This window comes from Citrobacter portucalensis, assembly GCF_002042885.1.
Taxonomy (GTDB): domain Bacteria; phylum Pseudomonadota; class Gammaproteobacteria; order Enterobacterales; family Enterobacteriaceae; genus Citrobacter; species Citrobacter portucalensis.
This window is the reverse complement of the sequence record NZ_MVFY01000002.1, coordinates 439,096-461,460: the sequence shown is the minus strand read 5'-3', so window position 1 is coordinate 461,460 and position 22,365 is coordinate 439,096. Positions and strand designations below refer to the sequence as shown.

Sequence of the window (22,365 nt, the reverse complement as noted above, 5' to 3'; positions counted from 1 at the left end):
CTATCCTATTTTATTTCTCTGCGCATAATCATAAATTTCCATTAATGATGAACAATCTAATTTCTCCATCAACCGGCTTTTATAGGTACTTACCGTTTTATTACTGATATTCATTTTGCTGGCAATTGTGCTGTAATCCATGCCATTAAGGATATAACGCAATACTCTCATTTCCTGGTTCGACAACGTATCAAGCTTATCCTGCTCGCTGACGGATGAACCAGTAAAGTGCTCAAGGGAAAAGGGAAAATAGCTATAGCCATTTTTTGCTGCTTCAATTGCGGCAAGAATATTATTCATACCTTCTTTTTTACTCACAAATCCGTTAGCACCGTATTCGGCGCTACGTTTGCCGTAAAAAAATTCATTTTTGGCTGAAATGATAATGATTACACCAGCATAGTGCCGCTTTCTCAGTTGCTCCAGCACTTCGATGCCACTGATACCCGGAATATCCACATCGATAATCAACAGCTCCGGTTTAGTTTTTTCAACGGTTTGAACCACTTGATCCCCACTGTCGAGTTCGGTGGTCACAGCGATACCATTGGTATCGAGTAAGTTGCGGATGGCAATGCGAGCCAATGGGTGATCGTCAACGATTATCGCGTTCATTGCGTATAAGAATCCCGATAAATAAAGAGAGGCGATGGCTATAGAGCAGATGAGTCTTCAATATTATGTTTTATAAACGCAAGACTTTAAGAGGAAAATTCTAGCATAGCCACGCGTATATTTTATTATTTTTTCATAATTCGAATGAATAAATCATAAAAGTAACATTTTAATTTACAAAAATTAAACCTTGAACCTTTGTAAATATCAAATCATTAACACAACGTAAAGGAAAATTCCTACACATGTAGGACAGGTCTTTCATTTATTAGGGTTCATTCTTAACAAAGTTATTAATATCAATAGCGTAGTAAGCATTAGAACCGTAAAAATACGGAAAATGCCCCTCATCTGACGAACCTCCCGTTAGGATGGCATGGTGGAAAGCCGCCATCAAATAGCCGTTTACGTTGGACATTCCTATGCACATTTCTATGCCAGCAACTTTACATTAAAAACAAATATTATTTTCAATACGTTGCCTACGACAGTTCTTTGTTAATTTTATTTCTATATGAAATTATCCTACACTTGTCTTTATGCTTAAATAAAGCAGAAACAGCGCATTTCAAATTTCCCAGGTTACATCGATGCGCTGCTAAAAAAATAAGATAGAGCATTTTTTCATACTTTCGGGTGATAACAATTTTACTAACCTGAATTTTGGAGAAACTGTAAATCCAGAAGGATCGTACACTGGCACAACCTGGCGGGAAGAAAAACCGGCCAACGTTAAAAGCACCACTTTCACATTCTAAGGAGAAAAATAGGTTACCAGAACAGCAAGTTACGCTTCTCTTCTGGTAGTAAGCAAAGCAATTGATTGATGGCGTATAGCAAAATGAATCAAATACGAGAATCATTAAACAATGTTGCATTCCCTGACACAATGCCTGACGCATGGCCTTATCAATCCTGGTGTTCACCTGAAAATATTGATACCGATATTACATGGTACTCATTTACTGAGTTGGATTTGATGATCGAAGCCTGGCTGGGTAAAGACTCACTCATCCCGGTGAACAAAACCGTATGGGGTTTTGTGAACGAAAATGAACCATTAATCCAGATAGTTATCCACGAAGATATTGCATATATTGCAATTAATCACAGATTCTATTCATGGGTAATTATTGTTGCAGGAACATACAACTTAAACATCAGTCTCGATCTTGCCTCCATATTTAAACACACAGCCTTAGCCGATACAGCGCTATGTATTATAGCCAATCGCGTTGACATACATTCAGTAGAGGTATCTCTTAACACCGCCCGCTCTTTTATGAACTTCGTTTTCTTTCATGAATTGGTTCATTTGATGTGTTGCCAGCATCAATACATCAAGATGAATGGCAACCAACTTCCGTATATCAGGACCATGGAGTTTATTGCCGACTTTCTAGCGTACGAACATTCACTCATGCCTGTAACTTACGAATATACCGTACAAAAAGACAGCTGGGATCTGCAGATGAGTACCGCTCGATGCCTTGGCTTTGTCATCGCGTCCTATTTCATCATTAAGACGAAACAGATCAACAAGTTAAATCTATATCCATCCATAAATGAAAGAACCACCTTATTGCTGAGTTATATATTATCGCCATCTTTAACGCGGAGTGAACGGGAGGGATTACTGCTAAAATATGAAGCCAGTGGAATAATGGATGCTTATATCCGGCGAGGAAAGCTAGGATTTAACATTGGCAATAATGATTCCCTCATCTCGACTGACTATTCTGCATGTCGTTGTAATTGCAGCAAATGCAGCGCATTCGCCAACGAGATATGTAACAAGGCCAAACCATTGAACAGCGAAGTATTAAACCATATGAGCATTTATACAGAATGCTTCCCTAAAAATAAGGTTTTTTACCCCTTTCCTGTTATAGATAAAAGAGATAACAAAACATCTCATTTTTGTAGTTTACAAAATCCTATACTGTTTTCCTTAGAGAAAACGATTAAAAGATCCTCTGCATTTCTTTCAAACCGATTCCTGAGTTTCCACTAAGAGCCTAATGGGATAGGCTCTTAATCACTTATTTCCGTCATCCTTAATGTGGCTCTGGAACAACAGAGCCACAAGAGAGGCATTAATCAGGCTTTACTGGGCAACGCTCCCACTGCCTGCGAGCTTTTGACTGTCAGTGTAACGACAGCTGAGCACAACAGTGCAGCAATCATAAAGATAAAGGCGCTGTTATAGCTTCCGCCGCTGCTTTGGATAAGCCAGCCGATGATGGGCGCTGATACAACTCCTGCCATCTGGCCGCCAAAGTTAACAATACCGGATGCCCGCCCCATGATGTTGCTCGGGATCGTATCCATCAGAATGCCCCAGAACGTCGCCATGGCAAAGAACATGAACAGGGCTGAGACACACTGATAAACCACCGCCATATCTGCACTGCTCACGCTGAAAGTCAGATACAGGAATCCCGCGGCAATAACAGAGGTTACGACATACAGCGTTTTACGCTGGGGTTTGAATTTGTCCGAGCAATAACCGCCTAATAATGTTCCGCCTGCCCCGAACAGGAAGGGAATGGCCGCCATGACACCGGTCTTTGCCAGAGAAAACTCTCGTACGGTAATCAGGTAGCTTGGTAGCCAGGTTGAAAAACCCCAAAAGGTGATATCAAATAAAAACCAGATACTGGCCATTTGCCAGAGCACTGGCATTTTGAGTACGTCTTTAAACGCGATAGCGCTGGTGTTTTGCAGGCTCCCCTGATCGTCAGCAGCCAGCTCCGCCAGGTCTTGCTGCGTAATGGCAGGGTGATCTTTCGGGTTGTCACGCGTAAATAAGTAGATACCTGCCGCGATAAACAGACCGGGAATACCCAGCACGATAAAAACCATGTGCCAGCCAAATGCCCCGATGATGCTTGCCGCCACAACTACCGCCAGCGCTGGGCCTAAGGTGTTAACCGTTGACTGAATCGCCGTGGCGCGACCACGCTCTTTCGACGGGAAATAGGTTGATATCATCTTCCATGAGGCCGACGGGAAACATCCCTCACCGATACCAAAGAAGAATCGTACTGCTAACATCAGCGGCAGCGTCAGCACAGCGCCGGTTAAGCTGGTGAACACAGACCACCATGCAATACCAATGGCCATGATTTTGCGCGAGCCAAATTTATCCGCCAGTAATCCACCGGGAATTTGAAACGCAGCATAACCAATAAAAAAGGCGCTAATAATTAAACCTTGTTGAGTCGTATCAAGATTTAAATCTTTGCCAATATAAGGGAGCGAAACGCTCATCACCATTCTGTCGAGAAAAGAGAGCAGCCACGCCAGCCAGATCAGGGTCAGGACGGTATATCTTGCTTTCCAGGTCTTGGGTTTACCTGAAGGTAAAGACGTTTGTAGGTTCATTGTGATGTCCTTAGGGTGTAGTGATCTACCGCGGCCATAAATAGTCGCGATAGATCCATGCGTGTTTAGCGTTATTTATTAATATTGTTTTCTAATAACCGTACCGCTACAGGCATAACTTTCCGTGCCATTGATTAAGGCAATGCGCCCATTAACCATGACAATTTCAATCCCTTCCGGGTACTGATTGGGTTCCACAAAAGTGCCTTTATCCGTAATTGTGTTCGGATCGAACATCACAATATCCGCTGCATAACCTACCTTCAGCAGTCCGCGATCCTGCAAACCCAATACTTCAGCAGGTTTCCCCGTCATCTTGCGGATTGCCGCTTCCCAGCTCAGACATCCCTCTTCACGGACATATTTACCGAGTACGCGAGGGAATGCGCCAAACACGCGCGGGTGCGGTTTGCCAGCCCCCATTAAGCCGTCGGTACAGACGTTTTGCTCAGGTCGACAGAGAAACTTAATCACGTGCTCTTCGGTACCGTAGAAGTCGACCATCCCCACGGCGTTTTCCTCTTCAAAGAGCAGATCGAAGGTGGCGTTATACGGATCTTTTCCGCGCAGCTCGCCCAACTGGACGAGGTTCAAACCGACAGCATCCTGATTTTTTGCCGTTTTCACGCTGGTGACAAAAATCTGGTCCAAGCCGGCAAAATCGATAAAGTTATCCCAGCCAGGAATACCCTGCTGAATATCATCAATCATTTTGGCGCGCAGTTCGGGCGAGGCGAGACGCTCAAGTAATTTGTCCGTACCACCGGAGTGAACCCAGGGCGGCAGGATCACGCCAAGCATCGTGCTGCCCGCCACATACGGATACTGGTCGAAAGAGATACGAATTCCCTCTTCCTGCGCCTGTTCCAGCATGCCCAGCATCTGGTCGATCAGCCCCCAGTTTTTCTTGCCGCAAACCTTCATATGCGAAATATGTAGCCAGACGCCGGTGGCTTTGGCGATATCAATCAGTTCCTGGGTTGAGTTGATAATATCGTCAGCTTCACTGCGCTGATGCACCACAAAGATCCCGTCATATTTCGCCGTGACCTTACACAGTTCAATCATTTCGGCAGTATCACCAAAGGCGCAAGGCATATAGATAAGTCCAGTGGAAAGTCCAAATGCCCCAGCCTTTAGCTCCCGCTCAAGGACTTCACACATCTTCGCCACATCTTCACGGGTCGAAGGACGCCCATCCAGACCCATCGCTTCCATGCGCACGTTGCCATGAGGAACTAAATACGCGAGGTTTGTCGCCGGATGACGTGATGCCAGCAGATTGAGATAACCGTCTGTATTTTTATACTTCCAGTCAATTTTGTCGGTGTCACCGTCCAGCCCGGCGATATTTTTACGCCAGGCTGGAATATATTCTTCAGGTAGCGGTGCTAAGGCGACGCCATCCTGGCCCAACAGTTCGGTGGTGATACCCTGACGAATTTTTGCCGACAGCGCGGGGTTAATAATGGCCGACAGGTCAGAGTGCGTATGGGTATCAATAAAGCCAGGGCAAATAATTTTTCCTGTTGCATCAATTACCTGTTCATTGATGCCAACTTCAATTTGACCGATTTCGACAATACGTCCTTCATCAACCATCACATCGGCAATTCTGCCTTCACTGCCTGTCCCATCGATTACATTTCCGTTTTTGAAAATGGTTTTCATCGTTATTCTCCATGGCGGTGCTGCTGAGCGACACCGCCTGTAAGGTAAGAGGTGGTTATCTTTATTTTTATTGGCGATAGAGTGTCTGGATGATGCTGTAATAGCCGCTGGCCGAGCCGGTTAACTGATCGATCTCGATATACTCATCAATGGTGTGTGCCAGGTTTTCTCGTGAAGGACCGAAGCCGATGGTTTTGATTCCCGCTTCGCCCGCATAGTGGCTACCGTTGGTACAAAATGAGTACTGCGTAATGGTTGGATTAAAGCCAGCCTCGCGAATGCCCACTAACGCTGCCTGCACAAATTCGTCGGACTCGTCGTACACCCAGCCGGGGAAGAAACGCTCTCCCTCAATCGTGGCGCCGGTATAGCAAGACTCCTGACCCACCGCGTAGGACACTCGGGCCTTAAACTGCGGATCCTGAGCAATAAGTTCAGCAAGCGCATTTTCCAGCGGAGCAATCACGCTTTCTTTGGTTTCACCCACCAGCAAACGGCGATCGTAGGTTGCGCGACAGTAATCCGGTACCACCGAGGCTCCCGGGTACGGCGAAGATTTAATGTCGGTCAGTTCCAGAATGCCAGGCCCCAGAACCGGATGCGTCGGCGGCGTGATCGTGCGAATTTTGTCGATCAATTGCGCCATTTTGTACACCGCGTTAATCCCCGCCTGTGGGTTAGCGGAGTGCGCGGGCTTACCAAAGGTTTCGACCACAATCTCAGCGCGGCCACGCTGACCAATTTTCAGGTTTAACTCGGAAGCTTCACCGATGATCACGTAGTCTGGCTTATAGCGCTCGCTGACCAGGCGGGCAGCAATACCTTCAAAACACTCTTCATGCACGATGCACGCAACGTAGATTTTCCCGGCAAAATTTCGCTGATTGTCCTGACCGAAAAAGCCCACGGCGGAGATCATCGCCGCCACGGCGCCTTTCATGTCTGTTGTGCCGCGACCATAAATTTTGCCATCTTCAATATCGCCGCCGTATGGGTTGCGGGACCACTTCTCTTCATTCACCGGCACGGTATCGATATGTCCATCGAGAACCAGCGTTTTCCCCGGCTGGTTGCCGACAATGCCGCCAACAATGTTGCCGTACTTATCAACGTGGATGTCATCGAATTGGTAATGCTGCATCATTGTTTTTATGGCATTAACCACTTCCCCTTCCTGACCGGAATAACTTTTTTGTTGGATCAGCGCCTGACAATTTTTAATGACTTCTTCAATGCGGTTTGCAGATAACATGGGTTTCTCCGTTATATCTCTCAATCAGGGAATTATTTGTTGATGCCCGGGTACTGACCGCCCCAGACAATATCCAGATATTGTTGCGGGTCGGTATCCCCTTCGGTGCTGACTAACAGCACACGAGAGTGCGCATCCAACCCCAGTTGCTCACGCGTTTGCGCCAGTTCAGGCGAGGTCATCAGCAGCGCCAGCAGACCGGTAGTAACCGCACCTGACTCACCCGAAATAATCTGTGGATCACCTGCCAGCGGGTTGCCCAACATGCGCATGCCCAACGCTGCAACTTCATCAGGACAGGAGGCAAATGCGTTGGCATAATCGCGCAGCAGTTTCCAGCCGATACTGTTCGCCTCACCGCAGGCGAGACCGGCCATCACGGTTTGTAAATCACCGCCCACCGCAATGGCATCCCCCTCTTTCGAACGGGCTGAGCGGTAGAGGCAATCGGCAATTAACGCTTCGGCGACGATCACTTTCGGGCGATTCTCCCCCCAGGCTGCCGTCACCATTCCCTGAACCATTCCGGCAAACGAGCCGACGCCTGCCTGCACAAAAATGTGCGTCGGCGCAACCTGATGCAGCTGATCTATCGCCTCCAGCATTAGCGTGCCGTAGCCCTGCATAATCCACTGCGGGATCTTTTCGTATCCTTCCCACGCGGTATCCTGCACCACAATCCAGCCATACTTTTCGGCCTGTTCTGCGGTCATACGAACCGCATCGTCATAGTTCATATCGACGATCTCAGCGGTAGCGCCTTCGTTACGGATAGAGGTCAGACGTTGCTGCGAAGAGCCCTTCGGCATATACACCACGGCGTTTTGCTTCAGTTGGCGCGCCATCCATGCCACGCCGCGACCGTGGTTGCCATCAGTAGTGGTGGCAAACGTGACGGTTTGCAGATCGTGGCGTACCTCTTCGCTGGTCATCACGTCAAACGGCAGTTCGCTGATATCCTTACCAACTAATTCAGCGATATGGCACGCCATCGCATAGGAGCCACCCAGCGCTTTAAAGGCTTTCAGGCCAAAACGCTGAGATTCATCTTTGAGGTAGATATTTTTTACGCCCAGTTTTTGTGAAAGCGCCGGTAGCGTATACAGCGGCGTCGGCGCGTAACCCGGAATAGACCGATGAAAATTCAACGCTTTTACCAGTTCCTGGCGGCTAAACGGTGCCAACGGCGCGTTCGGATGTTCGGTAAACGGTGTCTGGTTAATAAAAAATGATAAGTTTTCCTGCATCATAAAACCTCATTGTCCTGGTATTTCATTCCCTGTAATCGGTGCAATACAGAGATATTTCCGTTATCGGTATTGGCAATAGAGCAAAATGCTTACCAGCTTTTTATTAACCGAGTAAATTCTTATGGATATTTTAATAAAGGCTTTAATTTCAATAAATTAAATAGAAATAAAAATTGACACCAAAAAATATCACTGCGTCAGTTTATCGCCTCATTTTGATAAATTCTCATTATTGATAAATAGTGTGATCGCTGAAGATAAAATAAGAAAAACATCCAAAAACAGCGTGATATATTGATTTTTCGCAAATCATTTTTGCATTGCTTCGCCTATTTATCATTTTCCTTGAGAAATGCGACACACTGCCGGAGAAGTACCATGATTTCAGTACTCAGCAATATTCAGGATGATATATGCAATTATGCCGATGCTATTTCTGGCATAACGGGCACGGACGTTGAAATCATTGATGAATATTTAATGCGCATCGCGGGTACCGGGAAATATCGGCATATGCTCAATGAGAACGTGGCCAAAAATGGCTACATCTATCGTCACGTTTTGCAGGTGCGAGAAACGGTACTGATCAAAAATCCCGGCGAGCATCCGCTGTGCCAGTTATGTGAAAAACACCACTACTGTTCTGAAATGCTGGATTTGAACGCACCCATTTTTCTCAATAATCGCGTGATTGGCGTGATCGGGATTATTTGCTCAACCCAGGCACAGCGTGACACGTTACTGAGCCAGATTGATAAATTTGTCACCTTTATTGAGCAAATTGCCGTAATGATCTCCAGTAAGGTCTTTGAATGCCTGGAGCGTTTACGCGCGCAGGAAACGCTTGGCGCATTTCGGCGTCTGATCGATGCTATGGACCGCGGCGTGGTGGCAATTGATGGCAAGGGTCTTATCTGGCATGCCAATCATTCAGCCGATCGCATCCTCAACCGTGAGGTTCAGGGATTACCACTGACCATTGAAACAACCGGGGATAGCCTGTATGGCGATGAAGAAGCGTGGCTGACGCTTGAAGGTCAGAAACATCATGTACTGTGCAAACAAATTTCGCTCTCCTCACAGGATAACGATCGCTTAACCATGGTTATCTTTCGTGATGCACACGACTACCTGAGTAACCTTACTCCATCCCCTTATGAGTCCGACATGCAGGTGCGACTGATTGGTCACTCTCCCTCAATGGAGCAACTCAGAAGCACCATCGGTAAAATCGCCAACAGTTACGCCAGCGTGCTCATCACCGGGGAAAGTGGTTCGGGGAAGGAGGTCGTGGCTTTTGCCATTCACCAAAGCAGTCCACGTAAAGCCGCGCCTTTCGTGACAATCAACTGCGCGGCTATCCCCGAACAACTGCTGGAAAGCGAACTGTTTGGTTATGTTCGTGGCGCATTCAGCGGGGCCGATCCCAAAGGACGAATGGGAAAATTTGAACTGGCCAACGGCGGCAGCCTGTTTCTGGATGAAATTGGCGATATGCCGTTGCATCTGCAGGCCAAGCTGCTCAGGGTCTTGCAGGAAAAGGCGATCACCCGCGTTGGCTCTAATAACACCATCAATATTGATGTGCGCATTATTGCTGCAACTAACAAAAACATTAATGCGATGGTGGAGAATAATCAGTTTCGCGAAGATCTTTTCTATCGGCTGAACGTGGTCCCTCTGGTACTTCCTTCCCTGCGTGAACGCCGGGCTGATATCGCGGTCCTCGCACAGTATTTTGCCGATGAGTTCTCGGTCAGTTACCAGCGACCACCGCAAAAACTGCCTGATGACGTTATTAACCGCCTTTATGCCTGGCACTGGCCGGGCAACATTCGTGAATTACGCAACGTGATCGAATACATTTTTGTGATGCGCGGAGAAGCCGCCGGGATCAACGCCAGCCATCTTCCCCCTTACCTGCTCACCGCCGCTGACGGTAGAAAAACGACGATGACCGCGCAACCCCGTCAGCTTGCCAGCAAAGGAAAACAGGCGGAAAGGGAAGCTATCGAAAACGTCATCCAGCGATTCGGCTCAAGCGTTGAGGGGAAAAAACAAGCCGCGACAGAACTGGGGATCAGCATTGCCACGCTCTATAGAAAAATAAAACTGTACGGTTTGTGAGCCTCCCCCTCTTAACGAAGAGGCTCACGTAAAACCATACTGTGCAACCGAGCGCGTTACAGGGCCGATTGATTTCGATGCTGCTCGAAATAGCGTCTGGCCTTGTCGTCAGCTTCTTTCAGGGCTGTCGGATTCAGGTTCTTCTGCGCGATATCCAGTCCATTTTGTGCATCAGAATTCCCATTAGCAAAGGCCACCGCACTCCAGATATACGCCTGAGCATAATCCTGAGTTACCCCTTTGCCTTCAAGGTACATGGTTCCCAGCATCCCCTGAGCTTCCGCATTTCCCTTTCTTGCGGCCTGTTCAAACCACTCAGCGGCTTTTTTATCATCCTGAGCGACGCCATTACCTTCTAAATACATCAAGCCAAGATCTTTCTGCGAGCCTGCATCTCCCTGGGCCGCGGCTTTATCCAGCCACTCCACCGCTTTTTTACTGTCCTGGACCGTTCCCTCTCCTTTTGCGTACATCATGCCAAGCATGCCCTGGGCCAGCATATCCCCTTGAAGAGCAGCCTGATTAAACAGCTCAAACGCTTTTTTGTGGTCCTGAGCCACGCCAACCCCCTCGCCAAGGTAATACATCGCGCCGAGCATGCTCTGGCCCAGCGCGTCCCCTTTGCTGGCGGACTGTTTAAACAGCGCGAAAGCTTTGTCAGTATCCAGACCGACACCATCACCTTCAAAGTACTTTCTGCCCAGTAATCCCTGCGCTTTGGCATCCCCTCGTTCAGCCGCTTTACTCAATGACTTAACGGTGTTGTAGCCCTCTAATAGCGACGCCTTACTTTCAAGGAAACGCTTTGCGTCAGGATTGCCCTTCTCAACCGCACGATGGAGCCACTCAATGGCATGATAGTTTCCGCGCTCGGCAGCAATGCTTAACCACTCTAGGGCCTGCTTATTGCCTTTTCCGACTTCGTTGTCAAACCACTCAATGACCTTACCGTCATACCAGCGCGCGCCCTCACCATCAAAGTAGACTAAGGCGAGCAGATAACGCGCATCGAGATTGCCCTGCTCAGCCGCACGGGTCAGCCATTCAACAGCTTTCTTGTCATTCTGCTGCACGCCCTTACCTTCGAAATACAGCACACCGAGATAGTATTGGGCATCGACATTCCCCTGGGCCGCCGCTTTGCTAAACCATTCGGCCGCTTTCTTGTCATCTTTCAGGCCGCCTTTGCCCTCGTAGTACATCAGTGCAAGCAGATGCTGAGCACTCGCATTACCCTGCTCAGCCGATTTGGTCAGCCACTCGCTGCCTTTACTGAAATTCTGCTCTACCTCTTTACCTTTTAAGTACACGGTTGCAAGCACAAACTGCGCCTGCGCATCTCCCGCCTCAGCACCCTGCTGTAAAACAGCCACAGGTTCTTTATTCCACTCTTTTGCTTGTCCCTGTGAAGATCCCGCACCCCACAATATTCCGATGAAAGTGAAGGCGAGGAGAGGCCGAATGTTCATAAAACGTAATCCTTGTTAAGAAAAGGCACATAATGGAGATGCTCCAACGGCAAGCCAACTCATTTAACTGCGATTGTGATCCATGTCGGAACTATCAGATATTAACTGGGAAATGTGCAAAATATAATTCTTTGATTATGCAGGTGATCCTTAGTGAATTATGCACAACAAAAAGGCCATGTTAATAACATGGCCTTTCGTCTGGACATGGTGTTGAAACTTAATCAAACACACCATTAATAACAGCGGTGACAATCGCCGTGCTCAGTGCAATCAGCACCAGATTATCGCCAATAACCTGCCATTCATAGCCCGGGTAATACGGAAGTTGATTCAACATTGATGGCGGAACGCTCTTCCTGGCGATCCCCGGAGGAAGCGGTTTTCCTCGCGCCAGATTTTTGGCAATACCTGGAGGCAGTGACTTATAGCCCGTTAGACCGTATCTGACGGCATACTGCCTGGCCACGTTAAGGATGTTGCTTTGCCATGGGCTCCCCAGATTGAGCGTTTTTGAGATTACAGCTCGCCATTCCCGCTATCTCAGATCGGCAAGCGACAGGCACAGGATCTGAGTTTTTGGGAATAACTTCGCGAAAATGGAGAGAAAACGACGTTTTTTTTCGGTTAAGCTATGTTCATGCTTTGGCGTTACCCCATGGCCGGAATCACTATCCAGGAACCCAACCATAATGGCAAAAAGTACCCCGCAGCTGCCGCTCGACCCTCATATGTGTCGTAGCTATGAGAAAAAGTCGCGAAGTCCGCTGGCGCTCTATTCCGAGTATCAGCGTATGGATGTCGAACTGCGGGCGCCGCTGGCTATGACCTACAGCCACTGGCATGGCCAGGTTGAGGTGAACGTGCCATTTGATGGTGATGTGGAGTATCTTTTTAATGACGAAGTGGTGAAGAGCAAACAGGGTTTTATCACCTTGTTCTGGGCCTGTACTCCCCATCAACTCACGGATGCCGGACACTGTAAACAGATGGCCATCTTCAACTTACCGATGCATCTGTTTTTATCCTGGCCGCTGGACAGGGAGCTGATTAATCACGTAACCCACGGGATGGTGATTACTTCGTTGGCTTCACAGCAGCTGAGCGCGTTTGAAGTACGGCGTTGGCAGAATGAACTCAATAGCGATAACGAACAAATTCGCCAGTTAGCCATTGATGAAATCGCGCTGATGCTCAAGCGCTTTAGCCTCGCTGGCTGGCGGCCGGTACTGGGTAACAAAACGTCGCGCACCCAGAAAAACAGTATTTCACGGCATTCACAGTTTTACGTCAGCCAGATGCTGGAGTTTATTGCCGCCAACTGCGACAAACAGCTTACGGTTGATGCTATTGCCGAACACGTTAAGCTCAATCCCAATTATGCGATGGGTATTTTTCATCGGGTGATGCAACTGACGATGAAACAGTATATTACCGCGATGCGCATCAACCATGTGCGGGCTTTACTCAGTGATACGGATAAAACAATTCTGGATATCGCTACAATTGCAGGTTTTCGCTCCAGCAGTCGATTTTACAGTTCGTTCCATAAATACGTCGGCATGCCGCCACAGCAGTATCGAAAATTGAGTCAACAACGCCGACATCATTCACCTTATGCCGAGGGGTAATTTATTCAACAAACGTTCTCTTACCTTACTACTAAAATATAAGTACCAGAATAGCAGGTCAAAAAAGATAATCTGCAACAGTTAATAAAATAGGGTTCAGCCATGAACTCTGGCAACTATGTTACTCAGACATGAGTGACCTGTAGCAGGTATTTATTTGACGTGTTCAACCATTAATGATTGGGATGAAATTATGGAATTAAATAACTGTACCCCCAACAACAGAAAGCCATTGTCTTTCTTTTGGTCAGTTTTACCCATGGTAGTTATGCTGGGCGGGATTAGCATCGGATATTTTATCTTCAATATTCGTGCTGAACCCATGATCCTGATGGGAACGGCAGCCGCCTCGTTTATCGCCATCGCTCACGGCTACACGTGGGATGACATTCTACAATCTATTTGCAATAAAATATCTGAAGCGCTGCCGGTCATATTAATCGTCGCCAGTATCGGTTTCTTAATTGGCGCATGGATGGTGTCAGGTACTATTCCAATGATGATTTATTATGGTCTGAAGTGGATTAACCCTCAATATTTCTATATTTCGGCATTTATGCTGGGAGCACTGATCTCAGTATGCACCGGTACCTCCTGGGGTTCTATAGGGACCGTTGGTATTGCCATGATTGGCGTAGCGATTGGTCTGAATGTCTCGCTGCCCATTGCCGCTGGTGCTATTGTTTCAGGCTGCTGGTTTGGTGATAAGCTCTCACCGGTTTCTGATTCAACCAACATGGCTGCACTGGCTGCCGGGGTAAACCTGTACTCGCATATCGGCCACCTGCTGTGGACTACCGGCCCGGGTTTTATTATTTGCTGCGTCGTTTACAGCTATATGGGCATGGGCATTGATGCCTCGTCCAGCGCGCCAGAAAATATCACCAACTTAATGAATTCTATTGGTCAGATTTATCACTTTAATATTCTGCTGCTACTCCCGCCGATCATCGTTTTATATGGCTCACTGTCAAAAAGACCGCCCATTCCGATGCTCTTTTTATCTACGATAGTCTCAATGATTTTGGCGTTAGTCTTTCAGCAATTCACGGCATCCTCTGTCGGCGAATCCGTGGTCAGTGGCTTTAAGCTCGCAATGCTTACCGGAGATAATCTGCCGACACTGTCTTCCGATGTTTCCCGCTTACTGGAGCGAGGCGGCGCTATTTCAATGTTTAGCAGCTTCGTTACCGTTTTCAGCGCCTTCAGCTTTGCCGGGGCAATGAGTGCGACAGGCTCTCTGCACACCGTGATAAACGCACTGACAAAAGGCGTTAAATCCACATTCCGCCTGGTGGCTACCACGATTGTGACGACATTTACCATCTGTGCCTGCACGGCAAATGGGACCTTACCGTTACTGCTGTGCGGTGATGCCTTTAAAGAGGAGTACAAAAAGCGAGGTCTTGCGGCAAAAAACCTCTCGCGAACCACTGAAGATGCCGGAACCGTTGTCGAACCGATTATCCCATGGTCTGCCTCAGGCGTTTACTGCGCCACTATGCTGGGCGTTGCCACGCTTGATTACTTGCCCTGGGCAATCCTCTGTTACAGCGGTGTCATCTTTGCCCTACTGTGGGCGGCAACCGGTATTGGCATTGCTAAATATGAGCCCAATGAAGCCACTGAGAATATGGTTGAGCAAAAATCATAGACTACTAAATAGCTAAATATTAGCTATCACCAGGGTAAATTAAATATATCCATTAGATATACATAAACATTCTTCGCTTTTGCGTTGCTTACACTATTTTCAGAGACTTTCCAGGAGTCAACAATGTCTTTGTTTGATGATATTGTCACAAGGGATGTTAATTGTCGTAAATACGGGCAATTACAACAGATGTACGGTACCACCGATGTATTACCGCTGTGGATTGCAGATATGGATTTTGCGACACCAGAGCCAATCATGAGCACGCTGCGTTCGGTGGTGTCGCAGCCTGTGCAAGGCTATAACCTGGATTATCCACAATGGAAAGAATCTGTTATTCATTGGTATGCACAACAGTATGATGCCGATATCAAGGCACACTGGTTACATTTTATTCCCGGTGTTATAAAAACTATCGTACTCTCTTTAATGGCGCTTACCCGTCCAGGCGATAATATTTTAACCTGTACGCCAATCTATGATCCCTATCCTAATCTGGTAAACACCAGCGGTAGGAATTTGATTCAGACGCGCCTCATTGAGAAAAACGGGCACTATGAATTTGACTGGCATGATTTCAGAGAGAAACTCAAGCAGTGCAAAATGTTTTTGTTCCCTTCACCGCATAATCCAGGTGGAATGGTGTGGTCGCGGGAAACGTTGGAAAAAATAAGCCACTATTGCCAGCAGGCTGGCGTCATCATTCTGTCTGATGAAGTGCACAGTGATTTAACCCTGCCAGGAAAGCGCCATTTGCCGTTTTTTACTGTTGATGAAGCGCCAGATAGTCGGTCAATCGTGCTTACTTCCATCAGCAAGACCTTCAATACGGCGGCGATCCAGGGCGGAATCGCCATTATTAAGAATGATGAATTACGCCATCAGTTCTACCACTTTCTGGATAACTGCTACCTTGCCGAGACGCATTCATTGCAGCAGGCGGCCATTTATAGCGCTTTTACCCATTGCGCCGACTGGCACCAGAAATTATTGGCCTATCTGGCCGACAATGTAGCGTTTGTGAAAAGTGAAATTGAAAAGCACTGTCCTTTGATCTCAATAGTGTATGGCGGCGCGTCGTATCTGTTATTTCTGAATGCGGAAAAAATGGATCTCAGCGATGAGCAGCTAAGCGCTTTTTTTGTGCATGACGCCAGGCTTGGCCTGTCACCTGGGGCGCAATACGGTCCCGGTGGAGAGGGGCACATGAGACTCAACGTTGGCTGCCCGCGCCCGGTACTGGTAGACGCGATGAACAGGCTAAAAGCGGCATACCAGAAATGGCAGAACGCATAGCGTATATCACACGATTTGCCCTGCCACGGTGGGGCAAAATTATCCAAAGATGTTGCTGAACTGCTATAAAGTCTTTCCCTTCTGTCGGCTGGTGTTAAACTGGAAAGTGTGATCTTCATCATAACCTGCTTAAACAGAGACAAGAGACACTGCTATGCAACATATCATCGAGGGCTTCCTCAACTTCCAAAAAGAGATTTTCCCTCAACGCAAGGAACTCTTCCGCAGCCTGGCATCCAGCCAGAATCCTAAGGCACTTTTCATCTCCTGTTCCGATAGCCGTCTGGTACCAGAACTCGTTACTCAGCAAGATCCAGGACAGCTTTTCGTTATCCGCAACGCCGGTAATATCGTACCGTCATTTGGTCCGGAACCGGGTGGTGTATCCGCAACCATCGAATACGCGGTTGTCGCACTTGGCGTAACGGATATCGTCATCTGCGGTCACTCTAATTGTGGCGCAATGAAAGCCATTGCCGATAGCCAGCCCCTGGATCCAATGCCCGCTGTCGCTCACTGGCTGCACTATGCCGATGCCGCGAAAGCCGTGGTCGATAAAAAAACCTGGGATAACCCAATAGATAAAGTTAACGCCATGGTGGAAGAAAACGTTATCGCACAGCTTAACAACATTAAAACGCATCCTTGTGTCGCGGTTGGGCTGCGCAATAATGCGCTTCGTCTGCACGGTTGGGTGTATGACATCGAAAGCGGTGAAATCCGTACCCTGGATAAAAACAGCAAAACCTACGTTTCCCTTGCAGATAACCCGCAGGTGCATTTCGAGTAATTCCCCCACTGGAGCAAGGATGCTCTGGATAGCTTTTACCTACTTTTGTGCTATAGACAAAGCACAGACTTGCGACTAGCTTTAAAATAGCTACTGGTGTTCCTACATCGGATTTCGCACATATTATAAAATATTGCGACAGGTCTCATGCACAGAGTACAGACAGCTGTTCATACATGGTGCAGGCGATAAAAAGGAGCCGGTACGAATGCAAGCAAAAATAAAAAAAATAATAAATATGATATTTTATCATGAGTCGTGGGATATCATGCTTATTAAGGATAATGGTACACACTTATTCCCCGACAACACTCTGGAGATATTAAGCAATTCCACTGCGCAGCAGTTAAAAAAGAAATATACATTTCAGGCCGATCCTTTTCTGATTGAAAAAGACGATAAACTGTATGTTTTCTATGAAGCTTTTAGCTTTCGTAACTCAAAAGGCACGCTACGATGTCGCGTTCTTGACCGTGATCTGGTTGAACTTGAAGATATTAGGCTTGAAGGCTTTGACGACTTAAAGTGTCATTTGTCTTTCCCTTATCTGATACATATCAACGATCAACTGTTCATGATCCCCGAGTCTTCAGAAAGAAAAGAGGTAATACTGTTTCAGTCAATTGAGTTCCCTGCACGCTGGAAGCAAGTTAAAGTTTTAATCTCTGATACCAAATTAACCGACAACGTATTTATCTCAATTAATGAAACCTGTTATCTGTTGTCCACCACGATGGATAACGAAATAATTATTCATTCGACAGATCATATTTATGGACAATGGCAGCGGATTACCCCGGCGTTGAAGGTGAGCAATCCTCATCATCGGGGAGCGGGTGCCCCTTATCATGTTGATAACAAAATATACTTCCTTACTCAGGAATGCACGCCTGAAACTTATGGAAAATCAATCTATATCAAAGAATTAGTGACGCTGAATGACGCTAATTTTGCTGAAGCTCTGATCGAACAAATCAATTCGTCGATCAACCACAGTGATGGCGTCCACACGCTGAACTTCTCAAATAACTATATTGTTTATGATACAAAAATTAATAAGTTCAGTCTGTTGGCAATCTTTAAAAAAATATCATATAAATGTATGATAAAATACAGAAACACTTACCTTACCCGGCAAAATAACTGATTCACTGGATCCTCGGGTGGCATTGGTAGAAAATCGCTCGGGTTTATAGCATTTTTCTGGAGTCTGTATGGCAATTCTTGTCACTGGTGGTGCAGGTTATATTGGTTCACATACTGTGTTAACGCTACTGGAAAGAGGCGATGATGTCGTAGTCATCGATAATCTGGCGAACGCCAGCAGAATCTCGCTGGACAGGGTCGCGGAACTCACCGGAAGAGAGCCCATTGTCTATATCGCCGATGTTCTCGACAGGCAGGCATTAAAAAACATTTTCGCCGACCATAACATCACCGATGTCATTCATTTTGCGGGACTCAAATCGGTTTCAGAGTCGATAAAAGAGCCCCTCGCCTACTATGAAAACAACGTTACCGGAACGCTGGTTTTACTGGATGAGATGCTGGCCGCTGGCGTTAATCGTTTCATTTTTAGCTCATCTGCCACGGTATATGGTAATCCAGAAAGCGTGCCGCTGAGCGAGCAATCGCGCACGGGTGGTACCACTAATCCGTACGGCACGTCTAAGTTGATGGTCGAACAAATTCTGGCCGATTTCTCACGTGCACAACCCGATTTTCGCATTACCTGCCTGCGCTATTTCAACCCGGTTGGCGCCCATCCATCAGGTCGGATTGGTGAAGATCCTAACGGTATCCCTAATAACCTGGTTCCGTATATTTCCCAGGTCGCGATTGGTAAGCTGGAAACCGTGTCGGTGTACGGTAATGATTATCCAACCCCTGATGGTACCGGTGTGCGTGATTATATTCACGTCATGGATCTGGCGACCGGTCATTTAGCCGCACTTGATTGCCAGAACAAAGGCGCGGCTTACAAAGTGATTAATCTCGGTACTGGAGTCGGGTATTCCGTACTTGACCTCATTGAGGCATTTGAAAAAGCGGCACAGACAAAAATTAATTATCAGTTTGTCGCCAGAAGACCCGGAGATATTGCCGAATGTTGGTCTGACCCATCGCTGGCATACAAAGAGCTAGGTTGGAAGGCCATCTATAACCTTGATGAAATGATGCGTGACACCTGGAACTGGCAAAAAAATAACCCGAATGGGTATCAAATTTAATGTTCTCAGCAGCGAGCCTGACCGTCAGGCTCGCTGCTGTGTCTGACTAGCGTACCGTTATTGTTGATACCTGGTACCAGCCGTTGCTCTGCTTCCCTTCATTGGCAAAGTTGATTCTCGCGAAACCGGATTTATCCAGCATCGCAACCTCAATCGCATATTGCCCTTTCGCCAGTCGGCCTGGCATAGATAACGCATAACTGACTTGATACTTACCGGGGAGCCAGCGGCGAATATCCTCCGCGGAATTCCCCTGTGCCACCACCTTATTGGCGCTGTCTACGACCCGGAATGCCAGCATGTAAGGCAGATAAATCGGTGCGACACCCTCATTGTACCAGGTACTGTTTAATGTCAGCGTTTGTCCGCTGTCCCACACGGACTCATGGCTCAGGGACGCAAGGCGAAATCGATAGCCCAATTTGGTCAGCGCATCGTCGACAATCGGTCGATAGTCGCTGGGTATCGTTCTCGATTTCAGGTTAATGGTACTGGCGTGCTGCTTGACCGCCCAGTCAAAAATCCCCTGCACTTCAGCACGTGTATAGTGAAAGGTGTTCTTCCAGTCCTGCATATACGAGCAGATCTCCAGACTCACCGGCGCACGTTTCCAGACGTCGTTGAACCCTGAATAACTCTGCTGCGCAGCCAGCAATCGCTGCGGGTAATCATCAGCCATATGGTTCCAGGTGTCCGAAAATACGCGCAGGTCCCCCCAACAGTCCGCACGCCACCCAGCCCCACGCGCCACCGCATTCGCCAGACTTTGACCGCCGCTTATCAACATTATTTTTGGTGTCACCGGGAAAGCAGAAAAGTGCATCGCGACGTAGCGATCCAGTTGCGCCGTGGTGTATCGCTCCAGTAATGGCTTCAGGTTCGGGAAGTTGCTGTTATGCCATTCTCCCCACGACCCCACCATGCCAATATCAACAAACGCGAGATTCTCATTACCATCGTAGCGCTTACCAAATGCGTTCAACAGACGCTGGCTGTATTGAATAAACAGAGGATCGTCTAAATCCGGTATAAACGTCTTATTATCAGACGTCCAGGTTCCTTTTACGCCTTTTTTAATTAGCCAGTCGGGAATTTTAGTGCCATCCGCCGGGTCGGCAAGCGCCATAAATCGTAACCCGACATTCATCGCAGGACGATGTGCCGCCGCGTATTTGAAGGCATCATCCACCAACGCAAAATTGTACTGGCCTTCGACTGGCTCCAGATCCCGCCAGTAAAAACGCTCGTATTCAAATCCGGTATTGGGATAGTCCGCCAGCCCCAGCGTTTCACCGTATCCCTGATGAAAACTTGCCACGCCAATCCCCGGATTGGTTAACGGGCCCGTCAATCCTTTGGGGGTGACGGTCGTCAATGCGGCCATAACCGTCAGCGGGAAAAACATGCTCAACAACGCACAAACCCATTTACGCTTCATCGCAATGACGTCCTCCACCAATTTGTTAACGCTAGCGGTCTTTCAGGCTTAACCACCAGTCCCAGATACCTACGTGAAAATTTTGGAACACATCAATACCTAACGCGGATTTGATCATATACAGCGTCAGCAATATGCAGCAGGTGACGAATAGCACGGCAATCAGCAGCAAAAAAGTGAGTAACATTCTCGACAGGGTTGATTCCTGGCGATGCTGGCGGCGTAAATCTCTGCCAAATAAAAAAACCAGATAATAACGCTTACTGAAAAAAGGAAAGCTTCTGCGAATATCGATCTGATGCCGCGAAGTCAGGGTTGTAGCAAGGAGCGCTTTTTCCACCCCTTCTTTTTGTTCAGGGGTCAATTCCTCCGCTATCCGCTCATCAAGGTGAGCGTAAAACCGTTCGATGGCAGGAGGACGATTTTGAGGACTGGTCAAAATTAACCTATATCTTTATCAATGGAGTGGTAGACGTTAACCGTCTTTTTGGCGATTTCATGCCAATTGTAGTTTTGCAAATATACACCATAGTCCACGCTATTTGCTGTTGCCCCTTGGCCTAATTTTTCAGCCAGACCGGTTACATCTCCCACCTTAAAATAGGCCTCGGCGGGCAGTTGAACTTCAAGGTTAGCCGGAATATCACTGACGATGGCCGGAAGAGAAAATGACATTGCCTCCAGCAGCGCAATGGGCAATCCTTCATGGTATGAGGGCATCACAAACAATTTAGCCTGCGAAAACACCGCCTGAAGTTCGTCACCACGTAAAAAACCAGTCATCACAACACCTGGCGTGTCGGCGGCAAGCTTTTTGAGGCGCACGCTGTATTCGGTCGGATGATCCGCATCGCCAATTAACACTAACGGCATGGTCAAACCACTGTGTTGATAAGCGGCGATGGCATCATGCATCCCTTTTTCTTCCACAAACCGCCCAACCACCACGAGGTAGTTTTTCGGCTGCAGTCCAAAGCGGGAGAGCGTATTGTCGATGGTGAGCTGTGATAATAACCGCGGCTCGTTCACGCCATTGTGAATTAAATGCGCATCATAGCGACCGTGTTTTTTCTGGATCAGTTGATTAATAACGTCAGAAATCACAATCACCTCGTTGGCATATCTCACCGCCCAACGCTCACCCAGCAACAATATTTTTTTGGCTACAAATCCCCATTTCTGGCGATCGTAATCGGGCCCATGGTGGGTAAAAACCACCTTCTTACCCATCACGCGTAAGAGTGGGATCACAAGGCCAGGGCCGATAGCATGGACATGCACAATATCTGAATGGTCGATACGTGTCCTAAACGCCGCTATAACGGAATGGACAATCGCTTCCAGCGAGCGCTTTTTGGGTGCCCACAGCGCGTAGGTTTCGACTTTTTTATATACCGATCGTTTGTAATTTACATATGGCGAGCGAGCAATCACGCAAATATCCACGTCGAACTGCTGCTTAATGGCAGGATATAGATTCTGACAGTGTGTCTCCACACCGCCCAATACATCGGGAATACCACGCGTTCCAAAAACCGTTATTTTTTTACTCAT

Annotated in this window: 17 protein-coding genes and 1 pseudogene; 8 read left to right on the top strand and 10 right to left on the bottom strand. The window is 47.5% G+C overall.

Annotated elements, in window-relative coordinates:
* Complete coding sequence (gene evgA, locus BZK40_RS04900) at positions 1-615, bottom strand: acid-sensing system DNA-binding response regulator EvgA (protein ID WP_008785570.1); 615 nt, start codon at positions 613-615, stop codon at positions 1-3.
* 841 nt (positions 616-1,456) lie between these two features.
* On the opposite strand from evgA, the gene BZK40_RS04895 reads away from it, so the two are divergent.
* The gene (locus BZK40_RS04895) at positions 1,457-2,629 is read left to right on the top strand and encodes a hypothetical protein (protein WP_139762110.1); all 1,173 of its coding nucleotides are present in this window, start codon (positions 1,457-1,459) and stop codon (positions 2,627-2,629) included.
* An 86-nt stretch (positions 2,630-2,715) separates the two neighbouring features.
* Here BZK40_RS04895 and BZK40_RS04890 read toward each other — a convergent pair whose 3' ends face one another.
* The 4 genes from BZK40_RS04890 to dpaL form a co-directional block, all read right to left on the bottom strand.
* On the bottom strand, positions 2,716-4,002 hold the full coding sequence (locus BZK40_RS04890) for an MFS transporter (RefSeq protein WP_032944659.1): 1,287 nt from the start codon (positions 4,000-4,002) through the stop codon (positions 2,716-2,718).
* 78 nt (positions 4,003-4,080) lie between these two features.
* On the bottom strand, positions 4,081-5,673 hold the full coding sequence (locus BZK40_RS04885) for an N-acyl-D-amino-acid deacylase family protein (RefSeq protein WP_008785573.1): 1,593 nt from the start codon (positions 5,671-5,673) through the stop codon (positions 4,081-4,083).
* Between the two features lie 67 nt (positions 5,674-5,740).
* The gene (locus BZK40_RS04880) at positions 5,741-6,925 is read right to left on the bottom strand and encodes a YgeY family selenium metabolism-linked hydrolase (RefSeq protein WP_008785574.1); all 1,185 of its coding nucleotides are present in this window, start codon (positions 6,923-6,925) and stop codon (positions 5,741-5,743) included.
* A 32-nt stretch (positions 6,926-6,957) separates the two neighbouring features.
* Positions 6,958-8,172, bottom strand: a complete 1,215-nt coding sequence (gene dpaL / locus BZK40_RS04875; protein ID WP_020996285.1) for a diaminopropionate ammonia-lyase — start codon at positions 8,170-8,172, stop codon at positions 6,958-6,960.
* A 381-nt stretch (positions 8,173-8,553) separates the two neighbouring features.
* On the opposite strand from dpaL, the gene BZK40_RS04870 reads away from it, so the two are divergent.
* Entirely contained in the window at positions 8,554-10,302 is a 1,749-nt protein-coding gene (locus BZK40_RS04870) for a sigma-54 interaction domain-containing protein (protein ID WP_079934247.1), read from the top strand.
* Between the two features lie 56 nt (positions 10,303-10,358).
* On the opposite strand, the gene BZK40_RS04865 is transcribed toward BZK40_RS04870, so the two are convergent.
* The gene (locus BZK40_RS04865; protein ID WP_079934246.1) at positions 10,359-11,771 is read right to left on the bottom strand and encodes a tetratricopeptide repeat protein; all 1,413 of its coding nucleotides are present in this window, start codon (positions 11,769-11,771) and stop codon (positions 10,359-10,361) included.
* 220 nt (positions 11,772-11,991) lie between these two features.
* Positions 11,992-12,240, bottom strand: a pseudogene (locus BZK40_RS04860) (anti-virulence regulator CigR family protein); the annotation flags it as partial.
* 223 nt (positions 12,241-12,463) lie between these two features.
* Between BZK40_RS04860 and melR the strand changes: the two are divergent.
* The 6 genes from melR (at position 12,464) to galE (ending at position 19,373) form a co-directional block, all read left to right on the top strand.
* Positions 12,464-13,402, top strand: a complete 939-nt coding sequence (gene melR / locus BZK40_RS04855; protein ID WP_079934245.1) for a transcriptional regulator MelR — start codon at positions 12,464-12,466, stop codon at positions 13,400-13,402.
* A 193-nt stretch (positions 13,403-13,595) separates the two neighbouring features.
* Positions 13,596-15,056 (top strand): Na+/H+ antiporter NhaC, encoded by a 1,461-nt coding sequence (nhaC, locus tag BZK40_RS04850; protein WP_079934278.1) that lies wholly within the window; start codon positions 13,596-13,598, stop codon positions 15,054-15,056.
* A 123-nt stretch (positions 15,057-15,179) separates the two neighbouring features.
* Positions 15,180-16,352 (top strand): MalY/PatB family protein, encoded by a 1,173-nt coding sequence (locus tag BZK40_RS04845; RefSeq protein WP_079934244.1) that lies wholly within the window; start codon positions 15,180-15,182, stop codon positions 16,350-16,352.
* A 154-nt stretch (positions 16,353-16,506) separates the two neighbouring features.
* Positions 16,507-17,142, top strand: a complete 636-nt coding sequence (locus BZK40_RS04840; RefSeq protein WP_003826059.1) for a carbonic anhydrase — start codon at positions 16,507-16,509, stop codon at positions 17,140-17,142.
* A 208-nt stretch (positions 17,143-17,350) separates the two neighbouring features.
* The gene (locus BZK40_RS04835) at positions 17,351-18,289 is read left to right on the top strand and encodes a glucosamine inositolphosphorylceramide transferase family protein (RefSeq protein WP_079934243.1); all 939 of its coding nucleotides are present in this window, start codon (positions 17,351-17,353) and stop codon (positions 18,287-18,289) included.
* Positions 18,290-18,356: 67 nt separating this feature from the next.
* Entirely contained in the window at positions 18,357-19,373 is a 1,017-nt protein-coding gene (gene galE, locus BZK40_RS04830; RefSeq protein WP_079934242.1) for a UDP-glucose 4-epimerase GalE, read from the top strand.
* Positions 19,374-19,419: 46 nt separating this feature from the next.
* On the opposite strand, the gene BZK40_RS04825 is transcribed toward galE, so the two are convergent.
* From BZK40_RS04825 to BZK40_RS04815, 3 genes are read right to left on the bottom strand one after another with little or no spacing between them, the layout of a single operon-like run.
* Positions 19,420-20,811, bottom strand: a complete 1,392-nt coding sequence (locus BZK40_RS04825; RefSeq protein ID WP_079934241.1) for a DUF4832 domain-containing protein — start codon at positions 20,809-20,811, stop codon at positions 19,420-19,422.
* A 31-nt stretch (positions 20,812-20,842) separates the two neighbouring features.
* Positions 20,843-21,250: a hypothetical protein gene (locus BZK40_RS04820; protein ID WP_003826052.1), complete on the bottom strand. Its 408-nt coding sequence runs from the start codon at positions 21,248-21,250 to the stop codon at positions 20,843-20,845.
* 2 nt (positions 21,251-21,252) lie between these two features.
* Entirely contained in the window at positions 21,253-22,365 is a 1,113-nt protein-coding gene (locus BZK40_RS04815) for a glycosyltransferase family 4 protein (protein ID WP_079934240.1), read from the bottom strand.